Annotated in this window: 22 protein-coding genes; 2 read left to right on the top strand and 20 right to left on the bottom strand. The window is 60.7% G+C overall.

The genetic code is table 11. The features are described 5' to 3' along the window. Nucleotides 1-17 precede the first annotated feature (17 nt). Nucleotides 18-506, bottom strand: coding sequence for a pantetheine-phosphate adenylyltransferase (gene coaD, locus ACWTV1_RS03610; RefSeq protein WP_100388560.1), 489 nt, complete (start codon nucleotides 504-506; stop codon nucleotides 18-20). A gap of 87 nt (nucleotides 507-593) precedes the next feature. Further along, on the bottom strand, nucleotides 594-2708 hold the full coding sequence (locus ACWTV1_RS03615; RefSeq protein ID WP_498505023.1) for an ATP-dependent DNA helicase RecG: 2115 nt from the start codon (nucleotides 2706-2708) through the stop codon (nucleotides 594-596). Between the two features lie 116 nt (nucleotides 2709-2824). Here ACWTV1_RS03615 and rsmD point away from each other — a divergent pair, with 116 nt between their 5' ends. Continuing rightward, complete coding sequence (gene rsmD, locus ACWTV1_RS03620; protein ID WP_498504157.1) at nucleotides 2825-3397, top strand: 16S rRNA (guanine(966)-N(2))-methyltransferase RsmD; 573 nt, start codon at nucleotides 2825-2827, stop codon at nucleotides 3395-3397. 12 nt (nucleotides 3398-3409) lie between these two features. Here the strand turns inward: rsmD and thiL are convergent, their stop codons facing one another. Beyond that, on the bottom strand, nucleotides 3410-4402 hold the full coding sequence (gene thiL, locus ACWTV1_RS03625; RefSeq protein ID WP_498504158.1) for a thiamine-phosphate kinase: 993 nt from the start codon (nucleotides 4400-4402) through the stop codon (nucleotides 3410-3412). A 23-nt stretch (nucleotides 4403-4425) separates the two neighbouring features. Here thiL and ACWTV1_RS03630 point away from each other — a divergent pair, with 23 nt between their 5' ends. Next, nucleotides 4426-4962 (top strand): DUF3515 family protein, encoded by a 537-nt coding sequence (locus tag ACWTV1_RS03630; protein ID WP_498504159.1) that lies wholly within the window; start codon nucleotides 4426-4428, stop codon nucleotides 4960-4962. 68 nt (nucleotides 4963-5030) lie between these two features. Here ACWTV1_RS03630 and ACWTV1_RS03635 read toward each other — a convergent pair whose 3' ends face one another. The 17 genes from ACWTV1_RS03635 to ACWTV1_RS03715 form a co-directional block, all read right to left on the bottom strand. After that, a complete protein-coding gene (locus tag ACWTV1_RS03635; RefSeq protein WP_498504160.1) occupies nucleotides 5031-6149 on the bottom strand; it encodes a D-alanine--D-alanine ligase family protein in 1119 nt (372 codons plus the stop codon). 3 nt (nucleotides 6150-6152) lie between these two features. Continuing rightward, on the bottom strand, nucleotides 6153-7184 hold the full coding sequence (locus ACWTV1_RS03640) for an NAD(P)H-dependent glycerol-3-phosphate dehydrogenase (protein ID WP_229820307.1): 1032 nt from the start codon (nucleotides 7182-7184) through the stop codon (nucleotides 6153-6155). 1 nt (nucleotide 7185) lies between these two features. After that, nucleotides 7186-7869 (bottom strand): lysophospholipid acyltransferase family protein, encoded by a 684-nt coding sequence (locus tag ACWTV1_RS03645; protein ID WP_498505024.1) that lies wholly within the window; start codon nucleotides 7867-7869, stop codon nucleotides 7186-7188. Nucleotides 7870-7962: 93 nt separating this feature from the next. Then, nucleotides 7963-9330, bottom strand: coding sequence for a UDP-N-acetylglucosamine 1-carboxyvinyltransferase (murA, locus tag ACWTV1_RS03650; RefSeq protein ID WP_498505025.1), 1368 nt, complete (start codon nucleotides 9328-9330; stop codon nucleotides 7963-7965). Between the two features lie 8 nt (nucleotides 9331-9338). Then, a complete protein-coding gene (leuD, locus tag ACWTV1_RS03655) occupies nucleotides 9339-9935 on the bottom strand; it encodes a 3-isopropylmalate dehydratase small subunit (RefSeq protein ID WP_100388553.1) in 597 nt (198 codons plus the stop codon). Continuing rightward, nucleotides 9935-11395 carry a 3-isopropylmalate dehydratase large subunit gene (leuC, locus tag ACWTV1_RS03660; protein WP_341619530.1) on the bottom strand — a complete coding sequence of 487 codons (1461 nt, stop codon included), beginning with the start codon at nucleotides 11393-11395 and terminating at the stop codon, nucleotides 9935-9937. The genes leuD and leuC overlap by 1 nt, the downstream gene beginning before the upstream one ends. Nucleotides 11396-11502: 107 nt before the next feature. After that, complete coding sequence (locus tag ACWTV1_RS03665; protein WP_498504161.1) at nucleotides 11503-12315, bottom strand: hypothetical protein; 813 nt, start codon at nucleotides 12313-12315, stop codon at nucleotides 11503-11505. Nucleotides 12316-12353: 38 nt separating this feature from the next. Next, entirely contained in the window at nucleotides 12354-13070 is a 717-nt protein-coding gene (locus ACWTV1_RS03670) for an FHA domain-containing protein (RefSeq protein WP_498504162.1), read from the bottom strand. Nucleotides 13071-13154: 84 nt separating this feature from the next. Beyond that, nucleotides 13155-13829 (bottom strand): hypothetical protein, encoded by a 675-nt coding sequence (locus tag ACWTV1_RS03675; RefSeq protein ID WP_498504163.1) that lies wholly within the window; start codon nucleotides 13827-13829, stop codon nucleotides 13155-13157. Then, nucleotides 13826-14434, bottom strand: coding sequence for a hypothetical protein (locus ACWTV1_RS03680; RefSeq protein WP_498504164.1), 609 nt, complete (start codon nucleotides 14432-14434; stop codon nucleotides 13826-13828). Before ACWTV1_RS03680 ends, ACWTV1_RS03675 begins: the two co-directional genes overlap by 4 nt. A gap of 54 nt (nucleotides 14435-14488) precedes the next feature. Next, nucleotides 14489-15751 carry a hypothetical protein gene (locus ACWTV1_RS03685; RefSeq protein WP_498504165.1) on the bottom strand — a complete coding sequence of 421 codons (1263 nt, stop codon included), beginning with the start codon at nucleotides 15749-15751 and terminating at the stop codon, nucleotides 14489-14491. 41 nt (nucleotides 15752-15792) lie between these two features. Further along, the gene (locus ACWTV1_RS03690) at nucleotides 15793-16095 is read right to left on the bottom strand and encodes a hypothetical protein (RefSeq protein WP_498504166.1); all 303 of its coding nucleotides are present in this window, start codon (nucleotides 16093-16095) and stop codon (nucleotides 15793-15795) included. 93 nt (nucleotides 16096-16188) lie between these two features. After that, complete coding sequence (locus ACWTV1_RS03695) at nucleotides 16189-16476, bottom strand: WXG100 family type VII secretion target (RefSeq protein WP_498504167.1); 288 nt, start codon at nucleotides 16474-16476, stop codon at nucleotides 16189-16191. A gap of 144 nt (nucleotides 16477-16620) precedes the next feature. Further along, nucleotides 16621-21081, bottom strand: a complete 4461-nt coding sequence (locus ACWTV1_RS03700; RefSeq protein WP_498504168.1) for a type VII secretion EssC family protein — start codon at nucleotides 21079-21081, stop codon at nucleotides 16621-16623. Nucleotides 21082-21116: 35 nt separating this feature from the next. Then, nucleotides 21117-22304: an RDD family protein gene (locus ACWTV1_RS03705; protein WP_498504169.1), complete on the bottom strand. Its 1188-nt coding sequence runs from the start codon at nucleotides 22302-22304 to the stop codon at nucleotides 21117-21119. 94 nt (nucleotides 22305-22398) lie between these two features. Then, nucleotides 22399-24735 carry a transglutaminase TgpA family protein gene (locus tag ACWTV1_RS03710; RefSeq protein WP_498504170.1) on the bottom strand — a complete coding sequence of 779 codons (2337 nt, stop codon included), beginning with the start codon at nucleotides 24733-24735 and terminating at the stop codon, nucleotides 22399-22401. Beyond that, the gene (locus ACWTV1_RS03715; RefSeq protein WP_498504171.1) at nucleotides 24732-26132 is read right to left on the bottom strand and encodes a DUF58 domain-containing protein; all 1401 of its coding nucleotides are present in this window, start codon (nucleotides 26130-26132) and stop codon (nucleotides 24732-24734) included. Before ACWTV1_RS03715 ends, ACWTV1_RS03710 begins: the two co-directional genes overlap by 4 nt. Nucleotide 26133: the final 1 nt, after the last annotated feature.

Here is a 26133-nt window from a genome sequence, read left to right on the forward strand (position 1 = left end):
GACCCATTGTGCCGGTGTTAGTCGCGCGGCGCTTGCAAAAACTCAGAAACCACCCGAGGAACATACGGCGCAACATCTCCGCCGAGCGCCGCAACCTGGCGAACGAGCGAGCTGGAGACGTGCGCGTGCGCAGGATTCGGCAGCATGAAGATGGTCTCGACAGCCGCGAGGTCTCGGTTGACGATCGCCATAGGTGTTTCGTAGGCGACATCCACTTGAGACCGGATGCCCTTCACGATGACACTTGCACCAACCTCGGTGCAGTAGTCCACGAGCAAGCCCATACTCCAGCTGGTGACGCGGATGTTGCCGGCGAACCGAGCATCCGCCACGGCCTGCTCCAGCAGCGAAACGCGCTGCGCAATCGGCAAGAGCGCCGTCTTGCCGGGGTTGTGCACGACAAGAACGTGCACTTCGTCAAAGGTTTTTGCTGCCCGCTCAATCACGTCCAGGTGGCCCAGGGTGACAGGGTCAAAGGACCCGGGAACGACAGCGATCCGACTCATGCTTCAACGATAGTGGCTGAGCCCGTTCGCCTACGTGGGAGTTCGCTGTGCGGGGAACTTGTTTTACCGGAGTTCGCTTTCGGTGAGCTAGTTCTTACCCAAGAAGGCTTCGGCACTCTCATCAAGGCGACGCTTCAATGCATCGGCGAGCGCCGGATGCTCGGCAAGACTCGGGTCGGCAACGAGAACGCTCTGCGCCGCCTCGCGAGCCTCCGTGATGAGTTGCCCGTCGTTGGCCACGCGCAGCAGCTTGAGGCTCGAACGCCCGCCCGACTGCACTCCGCCGAGCACATCGCCTTCACGACGCAGTTCCAAGTCTTTGTTCGCGAGTTCGAAACCATCGAGAGTGGATGCCACAGCCTCGACCCGCTCGCGAGCCAACGACTCCCCCTCGGCTGCTGTCACGAACAGGCACAGTCCGGGGACGCCGCCACGGCCGACACGACCGCGAAGCTGGTGCAATTGAGAAACCCCGAAACGGTCAGCATCGAGCACGACCATGACTGAAGCGTTGGGCACGTCGACGCCTACCTCGATCACGGTCGTCGCGACCAGAACGTCGATATCGCCGGCAGCAAACGAGCGCATGAGCTCGTCTTTCTCGTCGCTCGAGAGCTTGCCGTGCAGCGCCTCGATCCGCTTACCCGCGAGAACCTCGTTGCTGCGCAGCGACGCCAGCACCTCAGTGACATTGGCGATGGGTCGCGGCGGTCCGGCATCCGGATCGTCGGTTGTTTTCGGGGCGGGCTCACTGCCGGGTTCTTCTGTCTTGGCATCAATCGCGGGGCACACGACGAAGCCCTGCCGGCCGATGGCCAGTTCTTCGGCCAGCCGCTGCCACACACGCGATACCCAGCCGGGCTTCTCGGCCAGCGGCACAACGTGACTGCTGATCGGTTGGCGACCGGCGGGCAACTCGGCGATGGATGAAATGTCGAGGTCGCCGAAGACCGTCATTGCGACGGTGCGCGGAATCGGCGTTGCGGTGAGGACAAGAACGTGGGGCGGCTTGGCGCCTTTGAGCCGCAGAGCCTCGCGCTGGTCGACACCGAAGCGGTGCTGCTCATCGACGACGACGAGACCGAGATCGACGAAGCTGACCGCATCGCCCAAGAGTGCGTGCGTACCGATGACGATGCGCGAAGCACCCGAAACGGTCGCCAGCAGGGCCTTCTTGCGCTCTGCCGTGGGCAATTGGCCGGTGATGAGGGTCGGGCGCAATTCGGCCGCGAGATCGGGACCCAGCGTTCGCACGATCGACCGAAAGTGTTGATGAGCGAGCACTTCGGTGGGCGCCAGCAACGCCGACTGGCCACCGGATTGCGCAACAGCCAACATCGCACGCAGCGCGACGAGCGTCTTACCGGAACCCACTTCACCCTGCACCAGGCGATTCATCGGCACAGGCTCGGCAAGGTCATGGAAGATCTGCTCGCCGACGGACTGCTGGTCGCCCGTGAGCGTAAACGGCAACGCAGCATCGAAACCCTCGAGCAGGGAGCCAGCCGTGCGCGCAATCGCCTCAGACTCACGCTGCTTCTGGCGCTGCTGCAAGAGAGCGGACTGCAGCACGAAAGCTTCTTGAAAGCGCAAGGCATCGCGAGCGCTGCGCCAATCGGAGTCGACCTTGGGGCGGTGCACGAGCTCAAGCGCCTGCGAATATCGCAGTAGTTCGCGTTCGCGGCGCACGGCATCCGGAACCGGGTCTTCGAGCGGGCCAAGCGTATCGAGCACAACCTCGACCGCTTTCTGAATCTGCCAACTCGCGACAGTGGAAGTCGCGGGGTAAATAGGGATCGGCTGCTCCGCCCACCCCTTAGCCTGCTCGGGCTTCTTCAGCTCAAGAGCATCGCGGTCGAAAAGTTCGTAATCGGGGTGCGCCAGTTGACGCGTGCCACGGTATTGGCCGACCTTGCCGGCAAAGATTCCGCGAACGCCCGGAAGGAGCTCGTTGGCCCGCCACGCCTGATTGAAGAACGTGAGGGTCAGGATGCCCGTGCCATCGCTGATCGACACCTCAAGAATCGAACCGCGCTTGTTGCGCATGGGGCGATTACGCACCTCGCGCACTTCTGCCACGATCGTGACCGCCTCATCCAGTGGCAATTCGGCCAGAGCGGTGAGCTCACCGCGCCGCGCATACCGTCGCGGATAGTGCGTCATGAGGTCGCCAACCGTGAGCAAACCAAGGCCACGCTGCATGGAAGTAGCAGTGCGCCCGCCCAGCACAGCGCTGAGCTTTTGGTCAAGGGGCGAGGTCACTCTAGAAGAGTACCCGCGACCACTGGCGTTCTTCAGACGGCTAGGCTCGAAAGGCCATGACACGCATAATCGCCGGATACGCCGGCTCCCTTACGATTGCCGTTCCCAGCGCGGGCACGCGCCCCACGAGCGACCGCCTGCGCGAAGCGATCTTCTCCGCGCTTGAGGCTCGCGACGCCATCGACGGCGCCCGCGTGCTCGACCTCTATGCCGGTTCGGGAGCCCTGGGTCTCGAATCCGCCTCCCGCGGAGCACCGCACGTGACCCTGGTGGAGAAGAATCCGCGCGCCGCCGACACGTGCCGCAAGAACGCCACGCTCATCGCCGCGAAGGCTCCGCGCGGTTCAAAGCCAATCATTCTCACCGCCGCCCGCGCCGTGCACACCTTTTTGGACACATCCGGCGATCAGTGGGATCTCGTCTTTATCGACCCGCCGTACGAACTCGGCAATGCCGAACTCGACGTTGCTCTCGCATTGCTCGCACCGCAACTGAGCCCTGACGCCCTCGTGATCGTCGAACGCAGTTCACGCGACCCCGAACCAGAGTGGCCCGCCGGTCTCGAACTCGACCGCCGCAAAGACTACGGCGACACCACGCTGTACTGGGTTCAGCCCAGCGAGGCCTAATTCGAACGAGCGCTACCCCGCCGCGCCATCCCACCCGGCATACGGGTCCCAGCCACCACGCTCGGTGTACGCGACACCATCGACGAGAAGCCCTTCCCCCTCGACCACGCGGCCGATCGCCCGAAAACCTGCCGGCAACGTTGCCCCCTCGGGGAACGTCGCCAACAGCGAGTGATCTTCGCCACCATCGAGTTGCACTCGACCACCCACCGCTTCGGATGACAGGTCGAGACCCACTCCGCTAGCCGTCGCAATGCGGCGCGCATCAATCGCGAGCCCATCACTGAGGTCGAGCATCGAAGTGGCTCCCCCGAGCGCGGCGGCTTTGCCGTCCGCGATGGGAGGCGCTGGCCTGAGTTGGGCGGCCATGGCGTCGGGATGCTGGGTCGCGAGTGCGGCGGCGGCGGCAGCATCCGGTTCCCCGTCGACGACACCCTCGGTGAACAGCAATCGCAGTCCTTCAGCCGCGAGACCCAGCGTGCCGGAAACAGCGATCACATCGCCGACGCGGGCCCCCGAGCGCAGCACGGGAGCGCGTCCCTCAAGGTCGCCGAAAGCGGTGATGACAATCGTGAGCACGGTCGACACCGAAAGGTCGCCACCAATGACTCCGCTGCCGGGTGCGAGCGACTCGCAGCCTTCGCGCAGTCCGTCGGCAATCGCTTCAAGCGACGAGACGGGGGTGTCGTTCGGGGCAGCAATCGCAACGACCAGACCGGTGGGCACCGCCCCCATCGCAGCGACATCTGAGAGGTTCGTGGCCGCGGCTTTCCAGCCGAGGTCGTACGGGCTCGACCACGCCATCCGAAAATCGGGGCCATGGATCATCATGTCCGTTGTAATCACGACGCGCTTGTCAGGCGTCGCCAACACGGCAGAATCGTCGCCGGGGCCAATGAGCTCGGCTGCGGCAGAAGGCAGGCGGGGAAAAATGCGCTTCAGGGCAGCAAGTTCACCAACGCCACCGAGAGTGTCAGGGGTCTCGCTCTCGCGGTCAATCGTCATGAACTCACGGTAGCCTGAAGGCGATGAGAACGACGACCCGCACCCCCCTGATCGCCCTGCTCGCGATGGTTCCTTTGCTGGCGACGCTGGGCGGATGCGCGGCGATCGTGCCGCTCGAGCCCGGCGATGACGCGGGTAACCCGTCGTGCGCCGACGTCATTGTGCGGTTGCCCGACACTGTCGCGGGGCTCGACAAGCGCGAGACCAACGCTCAGGGCACCGGCGCGTGGGGCGAGCCGGCCACCATCCTGCTGCGCTGCGGTGTCGCGGTTCCCGATCCCACTGCGGAGCTTGCGTGCGTCACCGCCCCCGAAGACGGCATCGATTGGCTGCGCGACGATAGCGACGCCCCCAACTATGTCTTCACGTCGTACGGTCGCGATCCCGCGGTTCAAGTGATCGTCGACAGCGATGGCGACCCCGATATTGACGGCGACGAGGTCTCTGGTTTCGAGGCGCTCAGTGAAGTCGCGGGAGCGGTAAGCCAGATTCCCGCCGACCGGTTCTGCGTCGCTCTCTCAGACACTCCTGCGCCGAGCGAGACACAGTCGCCCGAGTAGCCCGTTAGACACGACAGCCGCGACGTGGCGCGCAGCCTGCGGGGATCGAACATCTCCGCTAACGCGAGTTAGCGAACGGTTTCGAGCCCAAGTTCTATGAGTTCGTTGATCAGCTCGGGGTAACTCATTCCGCTCGCTGCCCAACACTTGGGGAACATAGAAATCGGCGTGAAGCCCGGCAGGGTGTTGATCTCGTTCACCACAAACTCAGAGCCGTCGAAGAAGAAATCAACGCGGGCAAGCCCTGCCCCGCCGATCGATTCGAAAGCGCGGGCAGCGGTGCGCTGCATCTGCCAGAGTTCGCCATCGCGCAACGGCGCGGGGCAAATAAGTTCTGCGGCGGCCACATCGAGATACTTCGCTTCAAAGTCATAAAAGTCGCGGCCGGTGACCACGATCTCGCCCGCGAGGCTCACCCGTGTCTCACCGCCATCGCGGCCCGAAAGCACTCCGCACTCGATCTCGCGACCGGTCATCGCTTGTTCGACGAGGGCGGTGGAGTCTTCCGCAAAGGCGGCAACGAAGGCAGCATCGAGTTCTTCGGGGCTGGAAACCTTAGTCACGCCCACTGAGGAACCAGCGCGCGCGGGCTTCACGAAGACAGGGAACCCGAGGCTGGATGCGCGCTTGCGCCACACATTCGGAGTGCGCTGCCAGTCGAGCGCCGACACGGTCACCCACGGCGCAACGGCAACACCGGCGGCCTCGAGCGCGAGCTTCGTGAAGTGTTTGTTCATGCCCATGGCAGAGGCGAGTACGCCGTTGCCAACGTAGGGCAGTCCCGACAGCTCGATGAGCCCCTGAACTGTGCCGTCTTCGCCGAAGGGTCCGTGCAAGATGGGGAACACGATGCCGACGTCACCGAGGCTGCGAACGCTGCCGTCGGCCTCCATCACGGTCATTTCGCGGGAAGCAGCCGAGTCGGGCCAGCGTACGCGCGTGCCGTTGTCGACGACCTCGGGCATCGCCTCGGGGTTGAGCATGAAAGTCTCGGCGTGATCGGGCTGAAGCGTAAATGCGCCGTCCCGAGTGATGCCGACGGGGATGACGGTGTACTTGTCACGATCAATCGCGGAGAGAACTCCCCCGGCGGTCGCGCAGCTGATGCTGTGTTCCGAAGAACGACCGCCAAACAGCAGCACCACTGTCACAGGACCACTCGCGGTTGGTGTGGGCTGAGTCGTCATCGTTTACTCCCCTTGAGGAAGGTCGTCAGTGGTGAGGTGCGGCGCTATATCCCGCGGGGCGAGCGTGCCTGCCAAGACTTCGGCCACCTGGCTAGCGATCGGCATGTCTACGCCCTTCGAGAGCGCGAGCTCGAGAATCGGCGCTACCGAGGAGAGGCCTTCCGCTGTCTGGTTCATCTGCTTGATGACTTCAGAGAAGCTGTAGCCCTGACCCAGCAGGCGGCCGGCGGTGTTGTTACGCGAGAGCGATGACTCGCACGTCGCGATGAGGTCGCCGAGACCGGCCAAGCCAGCCAGAGTCTCGGCGCGAGCGCCAAAGGCGACCGAGAAGTCTGTCATTTCGGCAAGGCCGCGCGTGATGATCGAGGCCTTGGTGTTCTCGCCATAGCCGACACCATCCACGATTCCGATGGCGACAGCGATGAGGTTCTTGAGCACTCCGCCGAACTCGGTACCGATGACATCGGTGTTCACGAAGGAACGGAAGTAGCGGTTGCGTGCGGTGACGGCAACGGCGGTTGCTGTTTCGAGGCTCGCACTGCTCATGACGGCAGCGGTCGGCTGCTCCTTAGCGATTTCGAGAGCCAAGTTGGGGCCGGATGCCACGGCAACCCGGTTGGGATCGACGCCCAGTTCCTGCAGAATCACTTCACTCATTCGCGCTCCGGTGCCCTTTTCGACACCCTTCATTAGCGAGACGATAATCGCGTCTTCTGGAATGAGCTCGCGAACGATGCGCAGGTTCTCGCGGAGCGACTGAGCCGGCACAGAGAGGTAGACCTGCTCGGCGCCATCCAAAACTTCATGCAGCTTGTCGCTGGCCCAGAGCGAGCGTGGCAGGTTGATGCCGGGGAGGTAGTCGCTGTTGCGTTTGGACTGCGAGATTTCGCGAGCCAGTTCGGGGCGACGTGCCCACAGCGCAACGTCGTTGCCGCCGTCAGCGAGAATCTTGGAGAACGTGGTTCCCCAGGAGCCGGCGCCGAGAACGGCGACGCGGCGGGGAGTTTCGGGCGTTTCGGCGTTGTCGTTGATCACGTTACTTACTCTCGAATCGGCCGGTCTCGCTTTGACCATGCTCGGCGGGGTTGTAGCGCACGGCGGGGGCGCTCTCTTGTCGCAATTCTTCGAGCAGCGACGTGATGGCAGTCATGAGTTTCTCCGTTGCCTCAGCGAGCACACGCGAATCCACATGCTTACCCGCGTACTCGGAGAGGTCGACGGGTTCACCAAAACGGATGTGAATTGTCTTGCGGGGAAAAACACTAATACGTTTGGAATATCGGGGCAGAATTTCGTGCGCACCCCAGCTTGCCGCGGGGATCAGCGGAATACCCGCTTCAAGCGCAGTACGCACCGCGCCATATTTGCCGCGCATCGGCCACATGTCGGGCTCCCGCGTGAGCGATCCCTCTGGGTAAATGATCACGGCGAGGCCTTGGTCTGCGATTTGGCGAGCAGCCTTCATAGGGTCGCCGCTCTGGCGACCTCGAGACACACGCTCGACGGGCACCTGCCCCGATTTAGTGAGTAGCCAGCCGACCACGGGCACCTTGAACAACGACGCCTTGGCCATGTAGCGAGGCATCCGCCCAATTTTCCACATGCCGACACCGATTACCACGGGATCGATGTTGCTGTAGTGGTTGGGTGACATGACGAACGCTCCCTCGGCAGGAACGTGGTGTGTGTCGTGAAGTTTGTACCTGGCCAAGAGAGTCATGACCGGGAGGAGGAGAAACGCGAGCACCCGAAAGGCAATCGTTTTCTCCGATTTTGCACGCTTCGGCCGTGGTGAGCTCGACGTCACCGGCGGCTATCCCTCGTAGACGAAGTCAGCGCCCAGCGACTCGAGCTTGTCAATGAAGTGTTCGTAGCCGCGCGCAATGATCCCGATGTTGCTGACTGTCGACTGACCATCAGCGGTCAACGCTGCAATGAGGTGGCTGAAGCCACCGCGCAGGTCGGGGATCTCAACATCCGCACCGTGCAACGCTGTCGGGCCGATGATGACCGCTGCCTGCTCGAGAGGACGGCGAGGAACGCGGCGGCTAACCGACTCGATTCCCTCTTCGAATACCTCGATATTCGCGCCCATCTCGACGAGCGCCTCTGTGAAGCCCAAACGGTTCTCGTACACCGTCTCGTGTACGACGGAACGCCCTTCAGCCTGAGTGAGCGCAACGATAAGCGGCTGCTGCCAGTCCGTCATGAAGCCAGGATGTACGTCGGTCTCAATAACGACGGGCTTGAGTGCTCCACCGGGGTGCCAGAAGCGGATGCCGTCTTCAGCAATATCAAAGGCGCCGCCCACCTTGCGGAAGATGTTCAAGAAGGTCATGAGCTCTTGCTGCATGGCGCCCTCAACGAAGATGTCTCCGCCGGTGGCCAGAGCAGCGGATGCCCAGCTCGCGGCCTCGTTGCGGTCGAAGAGTGCGCGGTGGTTGTAACCGCTGAGCTTTTCGACGCCCTCGATGAAGATGACGCGGCTGGGCTCGACGTTGATGATCGCACCCATCTTTTGCAAGATAGCGATGAGATCCATGATCTCGGGCTCGATTGCTGCACCCTTGAGCTCGGTAACGCCCTGGGCGAGAACCGCCGTGAGCAGTACTTGCTCGGTCGCGCCCACACTCGGGTACGGCAGGTCGATGTTCGCGCCGTGGAGGCCGCCGGGAGCCGTGAGGCGAATGCCCTCATAGCTCTTGTCGACGACAGCGCCGAAGGCACGCAAAGCATCCAAGTGGAAGTCGATGGGGCGGTCGCCGATGCGGCAACCACCGAGGTCGGGGATCAGCGCTTCGCCGAGGCGGTGCAACAGCGGTCCACAGAAAAGGATCGGGATGCGGCTCGAGCCAGCAAGGGCATCGATCTTGGCGAAGTGCGCCTTGAGTACGTTCTTGGGGTCGAGGGTGAGTTCGCCGTCGCCGGTCGCGGTGACCGTAACGCCGTAGGCCTCAAGCATCCCGGTAACGACGCCGACGTCGCTAATGGCCGGAACGTCTCGCAGAACGCTGGGGGTGTCAGCGAGAAGCGCCGCCACCATTGCTTTCGTAGCAAGGTTCTTTGCACCGCGAACGTTGATGCGTCCACGAAGAGGCTTTCCACCATTAATGACGATTTGGTTGGAATGCAGACCGGATCGCTTGGCCGCCGCTGTTGCGTCTTGAGCCAATGGATTCATCGTTACCTCTACTTCGCTGGCAAAGTCTTGGGTCGCCATGATTCGCGGCGGCTTTCAAACTCCGTGATGTCTGTTTCGTTTCTCAGGGTGAGGCCGATGTCATCGAGGCCTTCGAGCAAACGCCACCTAGTGTAATCATCAATCTCGAATGTGAACTGTGCGGACCCCGCTGTTACAGTGCGGGATTCAAGGTCAACGCTCACTTCAAGTTCAGGGTCAGCCTCGACGAGGGCCCAGAGCGACTCGATGTCTGCCTCAGAGAGCTGCGCGGCCAACAACCCTTGCTTTCCCGAGTTGCCTCGGAAGATGTCGCCGAAGCGTGAACTCAGCACGGCTTGGAAGCCAAAGTCGCGAAGTGCCCAGACGGCGTGCTCACGGCTGGAGCCCGTGCCGAAGTCAGAGCCAGCGATCAGGATCTTGCCGTGGCTGTAGGGCTCGCGGTTCAGGATGAAGTCGGGGTCTTGACGCCAACCGAAGAAGAGCGCGTCGTCGAACCCGGTCTTCGTGACCCGCTTGAGAAACTCGGCGGGGATGATCTGGTCGGTGTCGACGTTGCTGCGCTTGAGCGGAACAGCGATTCCGCTGATGGTCGTGATCTTGTCCATTAGCGTGACTCCTCAGCGGTCGTAGCGGCGAGCGCCATCTGCTCGGGCAGTGGGCTGTTTTCGAGATCCCACGGGCTTGAGAGCGTTCCGCGGATGGCGGTGGCTGCGGCAACGAGCGGCGACACCAGATGGGTGCGCCCTCCCTTGCCTTGGCGACCTTCGAAGTTGCGGTTACTGGTGGAGGCGCAACGCTCCCCCGGAGCGAGCTGGTCGGGGTTCATGCCGAGGCACATCGAGCAACCCGCGAATCGCCATTCGGCACCGAACTCTTCGACGATCTTGTCGAGGCCTTCGGCTTCTGCCTCAAGGCGAACGCGCGCGGAGCCGGGTACAACCATGACGCGCACGTTCTCGGCCTTCTTGCGGCCCTGGATGATGGAAGTGAAGGCCCGGAGGTCTTCGATACGGCTGTTGGTGCACGATCCCATGAAGACGGCATCTACTTGGATGTCCTTCATCGGCATTCCGGCATCGAGTGCCATGTACTCCAGCGCTCGCTCCGCGGAGGCGCGCTCGGTGGGATCAGCGATCTCGGCGGGAACGGGAACGTTGTCGCTGAGCGAAACGCCCTGGCCGGGGTTGGTGCCCCAGGTTACGAAAGGCTCGAGCGTGTTGGCGTCGAGGAAGACTTCGGCATCGAAGACGGCATCATCGTCGGTCGCGAGGGTGTTCCAGTACTCGACGGCGGCATCCCAGTCAGCACCCTCGGGGGCGTGCGGGCGGCCCTTGAGATAGTCGTAGGTGATCTGGTCGGGCGCGATCATGCCGGCGCGAGCGCCTGCTTCGATCGACATGTTGCAGATCGTCATGCGACCCTCCATAGAGAGGGAGCGGATGGCGCTGCCGCGGAATTCGAGAACGTAGCCTTGGCCTCCGCCGGTTCCGATCTGCGCGATGACCGCGAGGATGATGTCTTTCGCGGTGACACCGGGGCGCAGTTCGCCCTCGACGGTGATCGCCATCGTCTTGAAGGCCTTGAGCGGCAGAGTTTGAGTGGCGAGAACGTGCTCGACTTCACTCGTGCCAATTCCGAAGGCCATGGCGCCGAAAGCGCCGTGGGTGCTGGTGTGTGAGTCGCCACAGACCACGGTGATTCCGGGCATGGTCAGCCCGAGCTGCGGCCCGACTACGTGCACGATGCCCTGCTCGATGTCGCCGAGCGAGTGCAGGCGCACGCCAAATTCTTCGGCATTGTTACGCAGCGTCTGAATTTGGGTGCGGCTCGTGAGGTCGGCAATCGGCTTGTGGATGGCCAGCGTAGGGGTGTTGTGGTCTTCGGTCGCGATCGTCAGATCGGGGCGGCGAACCGGGCGGCCGGCCATCCGCAGTCCGTCGAAGGCTTGAGGGCTCGTGACTTCGTGCACAAGGTGAAGGTCAATGTAGATAAGGTCGGGCGTGCCATCGGCACCCTTGACGACCAGATGGTCATCCCAGACTTTCTCTGCCAGGGTCTTGCCCATAGCGCACCTCTTTCGAATCAACGATCGCACCGCAAAGAGCGCGGCTCAATCTCTCTAGTCTACTTCTGCTGGCAAACCGTGTCGGCTCGCTTCGCCGTGGGGTTGAGTCAGGGATAATCGATCGGCGAGGGAGCACGCAGCGCTAGCGCACCCAACTCAATGCCCCGCACATGCCGTGATTGTGCCGGAGTTATAAGACCGCGTCGCTCGAGATCGTCAAATGATGCCGTGAGGTCATGGCGAATACGCCGCTGCTGCTCTTCGGAGAGTGCAGCGACTCGCTTACGACGCTTTCGCTGCTGCATCACGTCGCGCAGGCTGAGGCTGTTCTCGATAACGCTCTCAGAGCCCTCAAGGGCTTGAGTTTTCCTCTCTCGAGAAGCAAGCAGGTGAAGGATGAGAAAGAGAGCACCGAGCCCTGCGGCGACGATGACCGGGATGATCCACAGCTGCCAGTCTGTGACGTTTTCGCGAATCCCGTTTGAGAACACGGCGAACCCGGCCGCTGCGCCGAGGACAAGGGCGAGGCCGGCTTGAATCTGATAGAAGCCATTGCGTCGCCTGCCAGTAACAAGCCAATGGATCGTGCTGACAACAAGTAGGACAGCAGCGATCATAAAGAAAATACCGGTGACGGGCACTGCTGTTTCGTAGTCAGGAGGGGCCGCCGCGCTGGCAATCATTCCATCGTAGACGGCAGCATAACCCCAGATCGGGGCGGTATAGCAGGCGAGATAAATGAGCGCGAGCGGGATTCCGGCGATGATTGTGAGGACAAAACCGAGCTTGCTCTCGTTTCTCGCCCGGCCACCCGACTCCTCAACTATCGTCGGATGCTCGGCAAAAGCAGCGCGTTCAAGTCGCGCCCAGTCCACCTCTGAACTGGACTTCAACTCGGCCACCATTATTCGCGCACTCATCGTGCTCCTTCCCGTCGTTCATCGCGCCACACACGCACCTAATCGCGTCGAATAGCGATCGAAAACTCACCGAAGCCGAGCAGTGTTCCTGGCTCGACCAACTCGGGATGACCCGGCTCAACAACGATCTCAGCGGATCCCGGGTGCTGCACAAAGACACCATTTGTCGAATTTAGATCGTGCACGACAAGTTGCCCGCCTGCGGTCAGTTCGAGAGCAGCATGAGTCTTGGACACAGACTTTGCGACGTCATCAACAGCGAGAAGTGTGGCTTCTGGCCACGCTGCCGCAGGGGCGGGATCACGGCCTAGGAGAATCGTGTTGTGTGCAGAGACTTCTTGGCCGTCGGGAAGAGTAAGTCGCCATTGCGGTGTCCCCCGGCGGCCACTGGAGACTCGGGTCGCGTCATCAACGGCCTCAGGGGCAGCAGAAACGGTCGGCGTCGGCTCAGTGATGGGAGCGGCACCCGCAACGTCTGGTGTTTCTGGATCTGCCACCCGTTGTTCGTCGGTTGGGGCTTGGGGCGGGAGTCCTGGAGCTGCAACAGGGAAGAAACGTGGAGCGTCGTCCACGCCTTCGGGTTTCGGACTACGCGGTGTCGCGATGCGATACGTGCCCGAGTCGACGATGCCCGGTGGCAAGTCGATGAGATTCTCAGTCGCTATTGGCGCGGCCGTGGGCTTTTCATTGCCCGCGACGGGCGGGGTAATTCCGGGCGGAGGCGCAATGAAATGCTCCTCGTTGTCAACGGTCATACGCAGTTCCTCCCCCGGGTTACTCTGAGCGGCAATGCTAACTCAGCAACCGCAACGTTGCCCAAAGAGATGACGTGCTTATGCTCACTGCGCGGCGTGGGCCGACAGTTCGGGCTCACGCCCAGCGTCTAGGTTCCACTCTTCTCCGCGATGAGGCAGTGTCGATTCGTCCACGCTTGCGCGCTGCCAGTTGCCCTCGGCGTCATCGATGATCTGGATGCCGCGGACAACTTCTCTGAGTGGCTCGAGCAGAATCCCTACGAGAGACGGCAGCGTGGGTTCTACCCCGACCGCGACGTATCCGAATTCGTTCTGGAAGAGGTAATTTACGCCAGCAACGCGCAGCGGCGGTTGTTCACCGATTGTCGTCAGGTAACGGGCCTCAACACCATCGCCCAGATGTGCGGTATCGAACATTTCCACGACAGGCTGGGTGACGAAAGGCATATCCGCAAGGGGAACTACCTGCCGCGGCTCGTCGGGCGCGAATGGGGCTGCAGACACGTGCACGATTGCGTTGACGATCGAAGCATCTGGCCAATACTGCAGCGTGACGGAGTCGTCGTCAGAAACCCGTCGAAGCCCATTGCGTAATGCTTCTCTCACAAACGGCTCACTTGACGCGTCGAGCGCGCCACGCCAAGCCACCTTCATATCAGCGAGAACGGCCTCTTCCCACTGTCGCGCTTCCTCGGAACCGTCGACGAGTCGCGGGAGTTCTAACCATCGACTCGTGTCGACGTTCAACGAAATCTTCATTCGGCGCTCCAAGCGAAGGTGGACAGATGAGCGTCGAACAAATCGCCAAGCCCTTTCACGAACTCGTCGTCTCCCGATTCGTCCGGATTATGGGTAATGACGAGCGTGAACTGAAGCGCACGCTTTCTTCCGGTATCGGGCACAGGTGTGAGATAGACGACGGTAGTAGTCGCCACACGAGTTCCTTCAAGATTCTCGACCGAGTCCTGTTGCCAGCGCAAAAAACGCTTGTCGCCGGCGAGAGCTGTGGCGCCTTCGCGACGAATGAGACCCGCAATGGTGTTGTCGAGTGACTCACCGTTCTGCCCGCGACGTACAGATGCCGTCAGCGTTGCAGGGAGCCGCGCGCCATCGGGTGCGTTCTCGCCCGGTGCAAAAAAAGCCACTGTTTCGACTCGACGCATTTCGGAGAAAAGCTTCCTAACGAGGGCATTCGTCTGACCGTAAAGATCGGGGCGGTGCGCCTGCATGAGCCGCTTCTTTGCCGCGGCAAGCATTTCGTCTCGCACTCGGTCAGTCGGCTCATTCCGCACCCACCCCGCCGGAAGCACCATGGTGAATTCCGGAAGAGTCTCTCCTCGGAGTTCAGCTGCAAGACTCGCCATTATTGGAACCTTTCCCATCGTTCATCACATCGACGCTATCAGTCACGGGTGTGATCATCGTGTCGGAGTTCCCCACAGAGGCTCGCTCAGTGAGGGACTATCAATCATTCCGGATATCCCCGTAATCTGATCGATCCGACCCAGGTGTGTGACGAGGGTTCCGCTGAAAATGCTCAAGCCGTCCATGCCGTCGATCGCCGAACCAATGAAGTTGGGGTCGGCCAAAGCATCGGCGGAGCTGCCGGTCATGAATCGGGACATTATGTTGTCGAAGCCATCCCCGGCGCGAGACATCCAGTTTGCGCGACCGCCGTTGAGACCGCTGAAGAACTTGCTGACATTTCCGCCCGAGGCGAAAGCGAAGCCGGCGTTGAATCCGGACCCCATGGCCCGCAAGTCTCCGACGATGTTGGCACGCCCGCCTGAGGTGAGGAGGCCACCGAGCATGTCGTCAGCAAAGCCGAGCTTGTTGCCATTAAAGAGCTTGCCTAAACTTCCGAAGGGTATTACCCCCACGACCGCTAACACTAAATCGAGCACGCTCGAGTTGCCACGCGAGAACGAGTAAAGCGTGAGCAACAAAGTCGCAATCGCGACGATTGCCGCAAGAGCTGCGATGAACGGGCCACCGATAATGACGCCGAGAACGGCGAGCGCGAGGCCAACCCACTTGAGCACTTCAAGAGCACCCGCGACAAAACCGTCGAGGTCATCCCACTTGGAGTCCTGGATGCCACCTTCGGTCGCATCGCCGATGTCTTCAGCAGCTTTGTCGAATGCCGCTTCCCACGTGTCGTAGTGCGTATCGAATATTCGAGCTTCGCTCTCCCAGTCTCCGTACGCAGAGTCAGCGAGCCCTTGAGCGTCAGCGACAGCTTCTTTGCGAGCATCCGCGGGATCAGGAACTGATGGATCATCGATAAGCGGCGAGCCGGGGTAGTAAGCCGTTTGCGCGTCCCAGATAGCGCCGCGCTTGGACTGGTAAGTGCTCCAGTCTGCTTCGCAGTTCTGCACGGCGGTCTTGATAAGTGGCTGCACCTCAGCAACTACATTGCCGTACGTGACGAGCACAGGGCCTGTCGGCTTGTAGCGCTCACCCGCCAGTTTGAGTTCCTCGTAGCAATCGCCAACAACCTCTTGAAGTTTCTCAACGGCAAGGCCCTTTTGACCGGATGCTCCATCCGCGATGTCTTTGAGCATTGCAGCGGATGAGACCATCTGCTCACCCAGCGTTGTGACTTCGTTGCCGCGCGAGACGATGGTGCCGGCGTCGCCGTGCAAGGGGGCGATATCGCGGCCCTTAGGGGAATGGTCCATGTGTGTTCTCTTTGTTCAGTATCTGCGGAGCTCGATGCTCGTTAAGACGCAGATTCCATCTCATTGGCGGTGTCGGTGTCCCATTGCTCGAAGCCTTCGAGGACGCCCGCTACATGCTGCTCAACCTTTTCGATATCTTCCAAGAGCTTCTTGCGACGATCATCCCAACCGTCTTCGAACTCTTCGGCTGCCTCACGCAATTTGTTCTTGCCATAAGGGTCACCGATTGCGCCTTCGAGCACGTCAGCGCGACTGGAAGCTTCTTTGAGCTCCTCAACTATCTTCTTGAGGTTGTCACCGACGGCTTTCAACTCGGTGTACTTGATGAGAACTCCGTCGCCCACGGCGAACACCTTTCACTGGTAGAAGATAACTGGTTGAAAATTCAGAAGTTAAGGAGGGCCAGCATCAGGCCGACCCTCCTTAGCGAGAGCTTGTTAGGCGCCGGCCATTTTCTGGTCGAGCTCCTGAATTGCCTGCATCATGCCCTTGAGTGCTTCACCCATGTCGCCGATGCCATCAGTTGCAGTCTTGAGGCCCGAGGTGAGCTCGGTGTAGCCGTCGCCGAACTTGCCGGAAGCGTGCTGCGTCTTGAAGTCGTTGCCGAGCAATTCGTCGACGGCGCGCTTGAGGTCGTCAAGCTGCCCCTGAATGTCGTCGCGAGCCGTTGAGAGCTTTGCCGACATTGCTTCCATCTCGCCATATGAAGCGCCGAAATCTGCCATTGTATGAACCTTCCTCGTTGCCGATATTGGCCCGTACGCTGGACCATCTAGAGTCTAAGTTAGCAATGCTCAGGCAATTGACTCAATGGGCAGTGGTACCCATGCACTCCCCACCTGGTCCCCACGCACTCCCCTGTCACGCAACTAGCCAATAAGCGGCGTCTGAACCGTGACTGTGCGACCGTTCTGCACGAAAATTCCGCGGCCAACCGGGAAATCGCTTCGCTTGACCTTCGGGAACGGGGTTTTGAATACCGAGTCGCCATCGTATGCATCGGGCTTCATGACGATTCCCTTTCGGCCGGCTTTGAAGTCTCCAACAAACCCGAATCCGCTCGAGAGCAACGAGATATCTGCATCTCCGATCAGGAAGTGATCACTGCGGTTGATCGCCTGGAAAAGCTCCTTCAGCGGACGTTCCGCATCACTATCAGCGAACTGGGTGACGTTCTCAATCACAATCATGATGCGGCCGGGTATCGACTCATCAGGCACCAATTCCACGAGTTCCTTTGCAAGAGCCTTGGCGTCTTCGACAGTTGTCGCGCTCCTCACCCAAGGGACGAAGTCCTTCAGCTGCGAACGTCGACCAGCAAAGTGGAACAGTTTGACCGAGGGGTCGAAGCGAGTCATCGAAGTGATCATCCACTTCATTCCGTTGGTCTTTCCGCTCTGCGGCGGACCAGAGATGGAGAAGGTCCCGATCGGATCGAAGCCGCGAGGAGCGAGGGTGTCTTCGGCAATACCGAGTACCGGCTCATCCGCGATCTCGGCCGGAAGCTCGGAAATCGCGAGCTGCGTCGGAAGCGCACCGATCTCGGGGACATCTCGGGCACCAGCAGCACGTAGTCGAGCCGCGAGGGACTCTAATGCCTTCGACTGCTCGGCGACGTTCGATGTCCCGCCCAGAACAGCAAGTTGAGTCTCGAAGCCATCGACGATGGCGCGCCCCACGGGAGAATGCTCGTCGAGCACATCCTTCGGAACGCCCAGAGTTTGATAAGCGGATTCGTCTGCGAGTCGCAGCACAATGCGCTTAGAGACGTTCGCGCTCACCGCAGTGGGCACCGTGCCTGAGCGGTCAGCGGTTGCGATGGCGTGCACGCCCAAAGGCCGCCCTTCGCCCAGGATGCGCATAAACACGTTGTAAAACGGCAACCGTGCCGTTGTCGCATCCCACTCGGCCTTGAACTGCCCAAACCCGTCGAGCATGAGGATAATACGAGGCTCCTTGATGCCCGTGATGTCTCGGTATTCGCTCAAGCTGGCGGCGTTCGCCTCGCTGAACTTCTTTCCGCGCTGATCAAGAAGGTCACCAAGGGTGCGCAACAAGCGCTGAACACGTTCCGAGTCATCTCCGGTAATGATTGATCCGACGTGCGGCAGAACATCGAGTGATCGCAACGAGCCCGACCCGAAGTCCAGTCCATAGACTTCTACATCGCCCAGCTCGGGACGCATCCCCGCGGCGGCCGCAATCGACCTCAGCGCGGTAGATTTTCCCGAACCGCTCGTGCCGTAAATCAGCATCGAGCCATCGCGATCCGGCGTGAAATAAAGCGCATCCTGCAACTGGCGCTCAGGGATATCGGCCTTACCGAGGACAATCTGAGAATCTGATTGAATCGGAAGATCATTGATGTCGACAGTCACCGACAGATCGTCAAGCCACGGTCTACGCGGTGCGGGTATCCGCGCCAACTCAGTCGCGTTAATGAAGTTACGCACCATGAGCTTCTGGTCGTTCGGACCAAGGTCTTCGTCATGCGAATCAGACTCGGGTTCAGAGTCGGCTTCCCACAGCACGAGAGCTCCGAAACGCAATTCTGCGACGCGTACTTCAGCCTTGGTTACCGCGTCTCCCGTCCAACCGCCCGCGTAAGCCGACTGGAAGGGTACGAGTCGACCAGGGCCAGTCTTAGCGATACCGCGACCGGGGATAGACGGATCGAACGTTCCCGCGATCGGGTCACCGACGACATCCTTCGAATCAGATTCGTCCGCCATACGTAGCGCAACACGAAGGTTGGTGTTGGCGCGCAAGTTGTCTTTAATGACGCCGGCGGGCCGCTGAGTAGCCATAATCAGGTGGATGCCGAGCGAACGTCCGCGCTGTGCAATATCGACCACGCCGTCAACAAACTCAGGCACTTCGCCCGCGAGAGCCGCAAACTCGTCGATCACGAGCACTAGCGCCGGTGGAGTGTCGGGATCGCGGCGCTTCTCCAGCTCCAGCAGATCCTTGGCTTTCTTGCGATTGAATAAGTGTTCGCGGTGATGCAGCTCAGCCCGCAGGCTCGTCAGTGCACGGCGCACCAAGTGCGGGCTCAGGTCGGTGACGAGGCCCACACAGTGAGGCAGCGCGACACAATCGGCGAAAGCCGAGCCGCCCTTGTAGTCAACAAAGAGGAAGGTCACACGGTCAGGGCTGTATTCCGCTGCCATGCCCAGCACCCAGGCTTGCAAGAACTCTGATTTACCTGAACCCGTTGTTCCGCCGACGAGCGCGTGGGGGCCCTGCGTCCGCAGGTCAAGAGTCATCGCGTCAGGGCTGCCTTGCCCGACAAACGCTTTCAATGTTCCGGCCCGCTTGAGACGACCCAGCTGAGCACCGCTCCGGTCGATGACAGAGTTGTTTTGGCGCCAGCGCTCAATCACTGAGTTCGGCGAGTGAGCAGCTTCTGTGCCCACAAGGTTGAGCAAGTTCACGCTTCGGGGAATGTCGCTGGCATCCGCTTCGATCGAGCTCGAGTCAACAACCGGAGCAAGACGTTTGGCGAACACGTGCGCGTAGGCGTTTGACACGCCCTCGACCTTCACCGCTGAGTAATCTTCGCCCGAACGAACATATCCGACAGTCGCATTTTCGAGACCGCCGGTGGCATCGATGAAGGTGCGACAAGCGGCCGGGAGTGACTCGACAGTCGGAGCCACAAACACCGTGTAAATACCCGAGTCAGCACCTCGTTCGATCACTTGAGTCAATCGCGGTCGATCAACAGGGGCATCAGCCGAAACAAAAAGCACGAGCACGAGGTCTTTGCCGAGGTCGGCGCGCTCACTGATCGCTTCACCGACCACTGAGCCCAGAGCCATCGAGCCGTGACCCGTCTTGAGCGGACCACGATGGCTTGCCGCCTGATCCGAACGCTGCAAGATTGCTTCCTCAAGAGCGTTGAGGAGCGCGGTGCCCGCCGATTGACTATCGGCGAGAGCAATCTCAGCAAAGGGAGAACGCGCACTCGTGGTGTGCGGCAACCACTTCATCCACTCCATCTCGTGCGTCCAGGATGGGTCAACGATTGCGGCCGTAATCACCTCATTGGGCGCATGCATGCCGAAGATCTGAACGGCCAGCCCGCGCATGATGTCGGCGGCTGCTTCCTTGCTGCCTGCGATTCCGATCGCCCCGGCGCTCGGGAAGGTCTCGACAAGCGGCACATCGTCGACCCACTTGTGACGTTCCTGCAGTTTCTCGATCTGCCGGGCGTACTTAGGGATGCCGTCTGGCGAATTGGGTTCCGCAATTTCGTTTCGGCTCTCGGCGCGACCCACTCCCAGCCGCAGCGACAAGAAATTCCAATGCTCGGGACGTCGCGTCCACAAGAGCGGCCCCAGCTGCATGGCCTGTTCATAGATCTGCGCCACGGCCGGAGCCTCCGCGCGGCGGCGCTCTTGCTCAACGGATGTTTGAGCCGCGAGCTCTTCTTCGAGCTCCTCGATCTGGACCTCGTAGGTCTCGATCTCACGCTGCAGCTTCTGGCCATTCTGGGTCTTCTGATTGATCAGGTTACCCAGCATCATCATCGGCGACATGAAAATCATCAGAAGGGATGCTGGCCGCTGAGTGATCGTGAACATCGCGAGTCCCAGCATGACTGGTGCGACAATCATCGGCCACGGGAACATCTTCGGCTGTGACTCAGTAGGCACTTTGGGATACGGATATACGGTGCCCGGATACCGCACTTCGACTCGGGGCGAACGGTTGAACATCAGGGCGCCACCGCGCTCCAAGACCGGATCGACATCGCTTTCCGGAGTCGCAACATGAGAGAGAGTGATCTCGGTATCACCAAGAGTGATTACTTGACCGGACACAACTTTGAGTCGTGGAACCATGCCCCCATCGACCATGACACCGTTCGCCGAATTAAGGTCGACCAGTTCAATCACTTGACCAACTTCAAGTCGCGCATGACGCTTCGACACGAGCTGGTCCGAAAGTTCGACGTCAGCATCCGCACCACGTCCAATGATGCTGTGTCCAGAAGGGAGAGGAACCTCTCGCCCCGCATCCGGCCCTGAGACGACTCGCAAAATTGCGGCTACTTGTTCGGTGCCAGCACCGCCAGCGTTGAGGTCCCTACGGCTCGCGAGTGGCGTGATCGAGGCGACGAACCCGGAGCCCAATTCGGCTTCACCAATGAGAGCGTCCGGGTGGAGCGGCACTAGCGCGCCAGAAGTCGGCGGTGCGACCGACAGAGTGAGCACCGGACTTGAGACCTGTGAACGACTCGACAGCATCGGGTCAGTTTCGGCAATCGCTCGGGCAATATCTTCGATGGTCGCTGTCGAGTCCGCGGTCACGACGATGTCGACCATCGAACCAGACTGGCGGCGGAGAGAGAGCTTGACTTTCACGCGAGACGACCATTCGTAGTTGAACCCTCGAGCACAGTAAAGCTGCGCCCGCCGACCTTAACAACAGAGTTCCAAGGGATGTGGGTCTGTTCCCACGCGACGAGCACAAACGGGGCTGCGCCAGGCGGTTCGACCGACGTTCCATTAGACGAGCCGCGGTCCGCTATCCACACCGTGCCGTCGGCGAAACCAAAAGCAGCATGAGTCTTGGAGATTCGCATGGACTCATCGACTACGGGCACGAGTTGATCTACCGACTCGCCTTCGCGCGCTGCCGGAGCTCGGCCGAGAATGCCAAGCCCGGTGACATTCACGAGCATCCCATCGTCAAAGCGAAGCACTGCGTCGGCCGAGTGCGAGGCCGCGGGAGGGGCGACAATAGGCTCCGCACCGCCAACAGCAGGCGGCTGCCAGGCATCCGCGTTGTCTTCTCCGAAAGAGTGAGCCGATATGACGCCAGATCGCGATCGCCCTGCAGGCACAAAACTGGGTACAGCGCCAGCCGCGCCGGTAGCGAGCGATGGCATCTGCACTTGCTCCACCACTTCGGGTGCAGTAATGCGTTTGCGAGCGTGGCGCATGGCCTTCTGGTCGAAGGGATCAATACCCCGGCGAACGTCGATAAGCCAATTGCGTCCGATCTTGTCTAGCCAACCGCGCCCACGATGCTCGCCATCCCACAGCGGTGAAAGCAGAAAAGGAATGCCGCCGAGGATCGGAATGATCGCGAGAGAGCTCCAGAACACAATCGCGCGCAGCACCACACGCCAGAATCCCGGCTTGGTGAATCGCGCGACGTTGACCGAGCGAATTCCAAGCATTGCCTTGCCGACAGTCACGCCTCGAATACCGTGCAGAATCAGCTGCACGAGCACGAACACCGACAGTGTTCCTTGCCCGATGACGTAAAAAAGGAGGCCAAGCATGAACTGCTCATCGTTGAGAAGCGAAGCCGGAGACGGTGTCGGGACGGCCAAGATCGTACCGAACCACAGCGGAAGTGTGCCCAAGCTCAAGGGAAGAGTCAGTAGGAGCACGATCGCGGCATCGATCGTGAAGGCAAGAGAACGACGGCCGGCGGAGGCAGGAACTATCCCCAGCGCGCGAGCATATTCTGGGTCGGGGCGACCGTTCGCATCCAGCCCGTAGACGATGTCTTCTTCTTCATCGAGAGTGATGCTCACTCGATCTCCTTTGCCGCGATGACCTGTGTGGAGGCCAAGTTATACCCCAGCAGAAAGCGCCGTGGCTGTCGATGGGCACTACTCCCCCACACGATTAGGAATCCCGTTTCGTCGACACCTTGGAGGCCGACTCTCGAGCAGACTTCAAGCGGTAGCGACTGATGAATCGTCGAACTCGACCGAGGCCGTTGCGTGCTGCGTCGATCGCGGCTGCTGTCTGTTCCCAGACCTGAGCGCTGGTCTCCGGCGATACTTCCCGACCAGAGAACACTGCATCGTCCGCGACGACGGCGATGGAACGCAACTGAACAGAGTCGTCACTCTGCACTTGCGATTGGAGGCGCTCCGCTGTCATCACTCGAGTTGACCGTCGGGGAACCATATAGCCCAACTCCGAGTACTGATCGACGAGCTCTTCCCACGCTCCCGCAACTTGGTCGTGTGCTTTCTCAGCGCTCCTACGGCGACGAGCTCGTCGGGCCTTGACTAGTCCAACGAAAAGCATGGGGAGAAGAATAATCAGCGCGGGAATCAGGATGCTCAGTCCCAGAATGTAGACCCACCCAGGGATCACAAAAGCGAGGCCGTCATCGTCTTCGTCGCTCTCTTCGAGTTCAACGGGAGTGAGGAGATCCTCGTCGTCGTTGTCGACTCGGGGAGGCTGACGCACTTGAGGCTGTGGTTCGCTTTGCGGTTGAGGAGTCTGATCCTGCGGGATATCCGTCTCATCGGGGGTCGGATTGTAGGCAACCCAGCCGACCTTATCGAACGCAACTTCAACCCACGCCGTAATGTCATCCCCGGTCACTTCAACCGTCTGACCGTCAACAATCTCAGGAGCAAAACCCATAACGACACGGGCAGGATAACCAAAGCTGCGGGCCATCAGAGCGAACGCAGACGCATACTGCTCTTCGTCGCCGATCATCTGGTTGCGCTCGAGGAGATCACTGATACGGTCCGCTCCATGACCGGCACGCGAGGGAACGGTGTCAGAGGCCCTTCCGTGGCTCAAGAACCCAGTCGCGGTGAGGGCAAGCCGCACTGCTTCGAGCTTGGCCGCCGGGGTGGTTGCACTTGACGCATATTCTTGCGCCTTCGACGTCACGACATCCGGGCTCGCCGTCACCGGCGGAAGTTCCACTGCCGCCACAGGCGTGTCCGCGAGATCCTCTGAGGACAGCATCTGCTGCACGACAGAATCGATCGTGTATGAGTCGCCCGCGCTCAATCCAGAGGTGAGGACGGCCGTGCCTGTCGACTCGTTGTAGCGCAAATCATCCGTCGCAGTCACCGCCTCGCCAGCAGTAAAGACCAGATCGGTGGGGTAACCGATGCTCGGCATCCAGACGTCGGAATAGTCGACAATGGTGAAGGTCACATTGTCGCGCTCATCCGGAGTGACGAATGATTGTGGTGGCAGCGTGCGGCCAACAAGGCTGAACGAGCCGGACCCATTGGTGCTGGTCTCTGGTCCGGTGACGTTCCACAGCTTGCCGGTGAAGGAATCAAGGGTCGCCAGCCGAATCACGTCGCCGGTCTTCAACCCGCTCGCGGTGAACATCACATCGTCAGTGACTTGCTTCGTGTAGTGGCGGAAACCCGCCAAGGGGCTCGGGTACTGCAGCGGGTCAAACGGCGGTTCGATCTCATCGCGCAAGACGAATCTTTGGTCTTGCGGCGGTGCTACCCAAAAACCTGCGCCGCCTCCCACCAACACTGCGGCTACGACAACGATCGCGGTGCCGGCGAGCTTGCGAGTGCGAAGTCGACGCGCCCCCGCTTGAGCCACACTCGATCCCTGTGAACGCCCCCAACCCAGCCAGACGAGGGCAAGCGCGGCAAAGGTCACTCCGCGCACTCCCGCTTGGTAGGGCTCCTGCGTTCCGATCAGGATGCTCGCAAGATAGATCGCAAAAGGGCCGATGAGCACAACAGCGAAACGCCATGCGGTGCGTGGTCTCGTCGACAACCATCGAGTGGCGAGCGTGACGGAAATCAGGGCTACTAGCCACGTCGCTACGTAGGGAACAACGGCAATATGTTGGGGCGCACCGATCGGTGTCTGCAGCGTGACAATATCTGCCCAACCATAGACCGCACCTATTGCGAGGCTCGCTAGCGACTGCAAACTAGGCAGCACGACGAACAACGCCTGCTGGGGAACAGCGAGCGCCGTTCCGACCAAGAAGTACCCGACGACTGCGACAAGAACTGTCGTGATGAGGTTGAGCCGGAACATCGCAGCAGCGATGGCTGTTGCGGCACCCAGGATGAGGCCCCCCAGTGCAGGAACCAAGAAACTATAGCCGCCGAATGAGGGCTCAAAACCGATCAGTCCAACCGCGGCCAGGGTCAGGAGCACACCCACATCTACCCAGGTGCGGCCGGTGAGGCTTCGTATGCTCGAACTTTGTTGGCTGTTGCTCATCCGCCAAGCCCCCTCACAACACTAGAGAGGTCGTCGAGCCTGCCGATTGTGATGACCGTGAGCCCAGCAACCGCGGAAATGTTCGGCTCTGCGCCATCAACAACGTGAAAAGCGACTTGAGAGGTATCTTGCCCAAATAACGACTGGATACTGCGGAAGTCAGACGTGCTCATTCCCGACCCACCGACAATCATGACGACGCTCGGAGCAGGCAATCGGCGAGTTCGCTCCCTCGCGAAAGCTCGCATGGTCTCAAACTCGCGACCGACGGGTTCGATGCGGCACGAGGCATCCAACATCGACGTCACGCTCTGCGTGCGCCACATTCCGCTTTCGCTGACAACGTTCATCTGGGTGCCGTCACGAATGACCTGTGCCGCGATGGATGCCGTGACTGAAATTGCAAGCTCGAACTCGTTCTCTGAGGCGTAAAGATCGCCCCGAGACGCATGAATCATGGTGAGTTGTGATCGCCGCGTCTCTTGAAACTGCCGAACCATCAGTTCGCCGATTCGCGCCGATGTTCGCCAGTGCACATAGCGGCGGTCATCACCGGGAACATACGGTCGCAAGGCATGAAACGCGATGTCATTGTTGGTGATCTTCTTCGACACTTGGCCTTCGAGGTCACGCACGAGACCCGCCGCCGAAGGGACGAGCCGAACCGTACGCGGATGCACGAAGAGCTCAACGGCATCCGCCCACTTCAACGCTTTACGAAGAAGCCCCAACTGGTCGCCACGCACAGACTCAGCGGGACCAGCCACAATCACGGCACGCTTGTGCGTCGGCACGGCGAAGAGTTCGTCGTGTTCAGCTTTAGGTTTCATCGACGGCAGTTGGAACTCCGCAACTCCTTGTCCCACGGGGAGCTCCATACGGGTAGGGGGCAACGGTCGAGCTCCGATATTCGTCACGACCATGCGGCCCATTGCGCGATCGCCAACGACGACGCGACGAGGATTGAGCTCAACGAGAACTCCGTACGAGGCCCGACCAAACAGAAATGCCGTGCTCACCACGATTGCCGCGATGAGTACGGTGCCAAGAAACGTGAACTCTTGCCAGCCCAAAAGCGCGCTCAACGACAGCGAAATCGCCCCCAACGCGATAACAAGCCAACCCAAAGGAGTGACGACCGTGAGTACAGGTGCGATGGCACGCCAGATCAACCTAACCACGGGGGCAACTATGGCGACAACCGTGCGCAGGAAGCGCACAACAGAGCGAACAACGCGATCGACGCGCGCTCGGGCAGTGGCGGACTTGCGTGCGCGCCGCAGCGCCGATCGCGCACCGTGCGCAGCATTCGTCGGTTCACCAGTACCGGTGACGCTCTCCGGCGAAGCCTCCTCACCCCGCGTGGGCGCATCCGTCACCATCGTTGAAGGGACCACC

The organism is Salinibacterium sp. VpJ6, assembly GCF_059767345.1.

What these genes read in the sequence shown, in the direction of transcription:
- coaD (WP_100388560.1), bottom strand. Translation starts at nt 506, where the DNA reads ATGAGTCGGATCGCTGTCGTTCCCGGGTCCTTTGACCCTGTCACCCTG.
- ACWTV1_RS03615 (WP_498505023.1), bottom strand. Translation starts at nt 2,708, where the DNA reads ATGCAGCGTGGCCTTGGTTTGCTCACGGTTGGCGACCTCATGACGCAC.
- rsmD (WP_498504157.1), top strand. Translation starts at nt 2,825, where the DNA reads ATGACACGCATAATCGCCGGATACGCCGGCTCCCTTACGATTGCCGTT.
- thiL (WP_498504158.1), bottom strand. Translation starts at nt 4,402, where the DNA reads ATGACGATTGACCGCGAGAGCGAGACCCCTGACACTCTCGGTGGCGTT.
- ACWTV1_RS03630 (WP_498504159.1), top strand. Translation starts at nt 4,426, where the DNA reads ATGAGAACGACGACCCGCACCCCCCTGATCGCCCTGCTCGCGATGGTT.
- ACWTV1_RS03635 (WP_498504160.1), bottom strand. Translation starts at nt 6,149, where the DNA reads ATGACGACTCAGCCCACACCAACCGCGAGTGGTCCTGTGACAGTGGTG.
- ACWTV1_RS03645 (WP_498505024.1), bottom strand. Translation starts at nt 7,869, where the DNA reads ATGACTCTCTTGGCCAGGTACAAACTTCACGACACACACCACGTTCCT.
- murA (WP_498505025.1), bottom strand. Translation starts at nt 9,330, where the DNA reads ATGAATCCATTGGCTCAAGACGCAACAGCGGCGGCCAAGCGATCCGGT.
- leuD (WP_100388553.1), bottom strand. Translation starts at nt 9,935, where the DNA reads ATGGACAAGATCACGACCATCAGCGGAATCGCTGTTCCGCTCAAGCGC.
- leuC (WP_341619530.1), bottom strand. Translation starts at nt 11,395, where the DNA reads ATGGGCAAGACCCTGGCAGAGAAAGTCTGGGATGACCATCTGGTCGTC.
- ACWTV1_RS03665 (WP_498504161.1), bottom strand. Translation starts at nt 12,315, where the DNA reads ATGAGTGCGCGAATAATGGTGGCCGAGTTGAAGTCCAGTTCAGAGGTG.
- ACWTV1_RS03670 (WP_498504162.1), bottom strand. Translation starts at nt 13,070, where the DNA reads ATGACCGTTGACAACGAGGAGCATTTCATTGCGCCTCCGCCCGGAATT.
- ACWTV1_RS03675 (WP_498504163.1), bottom strand. Translation starts at nt 13,829, where the DNA reads ATGAAGATTTCGTTGAACGTCGACACGAGTCGATGGTTAGAACTCCCG.
- ACWTV1_RS03680 (WP_498504164.1), bottom strand. Translation starts at nt 14,434, where the DNA reads ATGGCGAGTCTTGCAGCTGAACTCCGAGGAGAGACTCTTCCGGAATTC.
- ACWTV1_RS03685 (WP_498504165.1), bottom strand. Translation starts at nt 15,751, where the DNA reads ATGGACCATTCCCCTAAGGGCCGCGATATCGCCCCCTTGCACGGCGAC.
- ACWTV1_RS03695 (WP_498504167.1), bottom strand. Translation starts at nt 16,476, where the DNA reads ATGGCAGATTTCGGCGCTTCATATGGCGAGATGGAAGCAATGTCGGCA.
- ACWTV1_RS03700 (WP_498504168.1), bottom strand. Translation starts at nt 21,081, where the DNA reads ATGGTCGACATCGTCGTGACCGCGGACTCGACAGCGACCATCGAAGAT.
- ACWTV1_RS03710 (WP_498504170.1), bottom strand. Translation starts at nt 24,735, where the DNA reads ATGAGCAACAGCCAACAAAGTTCGAGCATACGAAGCCTCACCGGCCGC.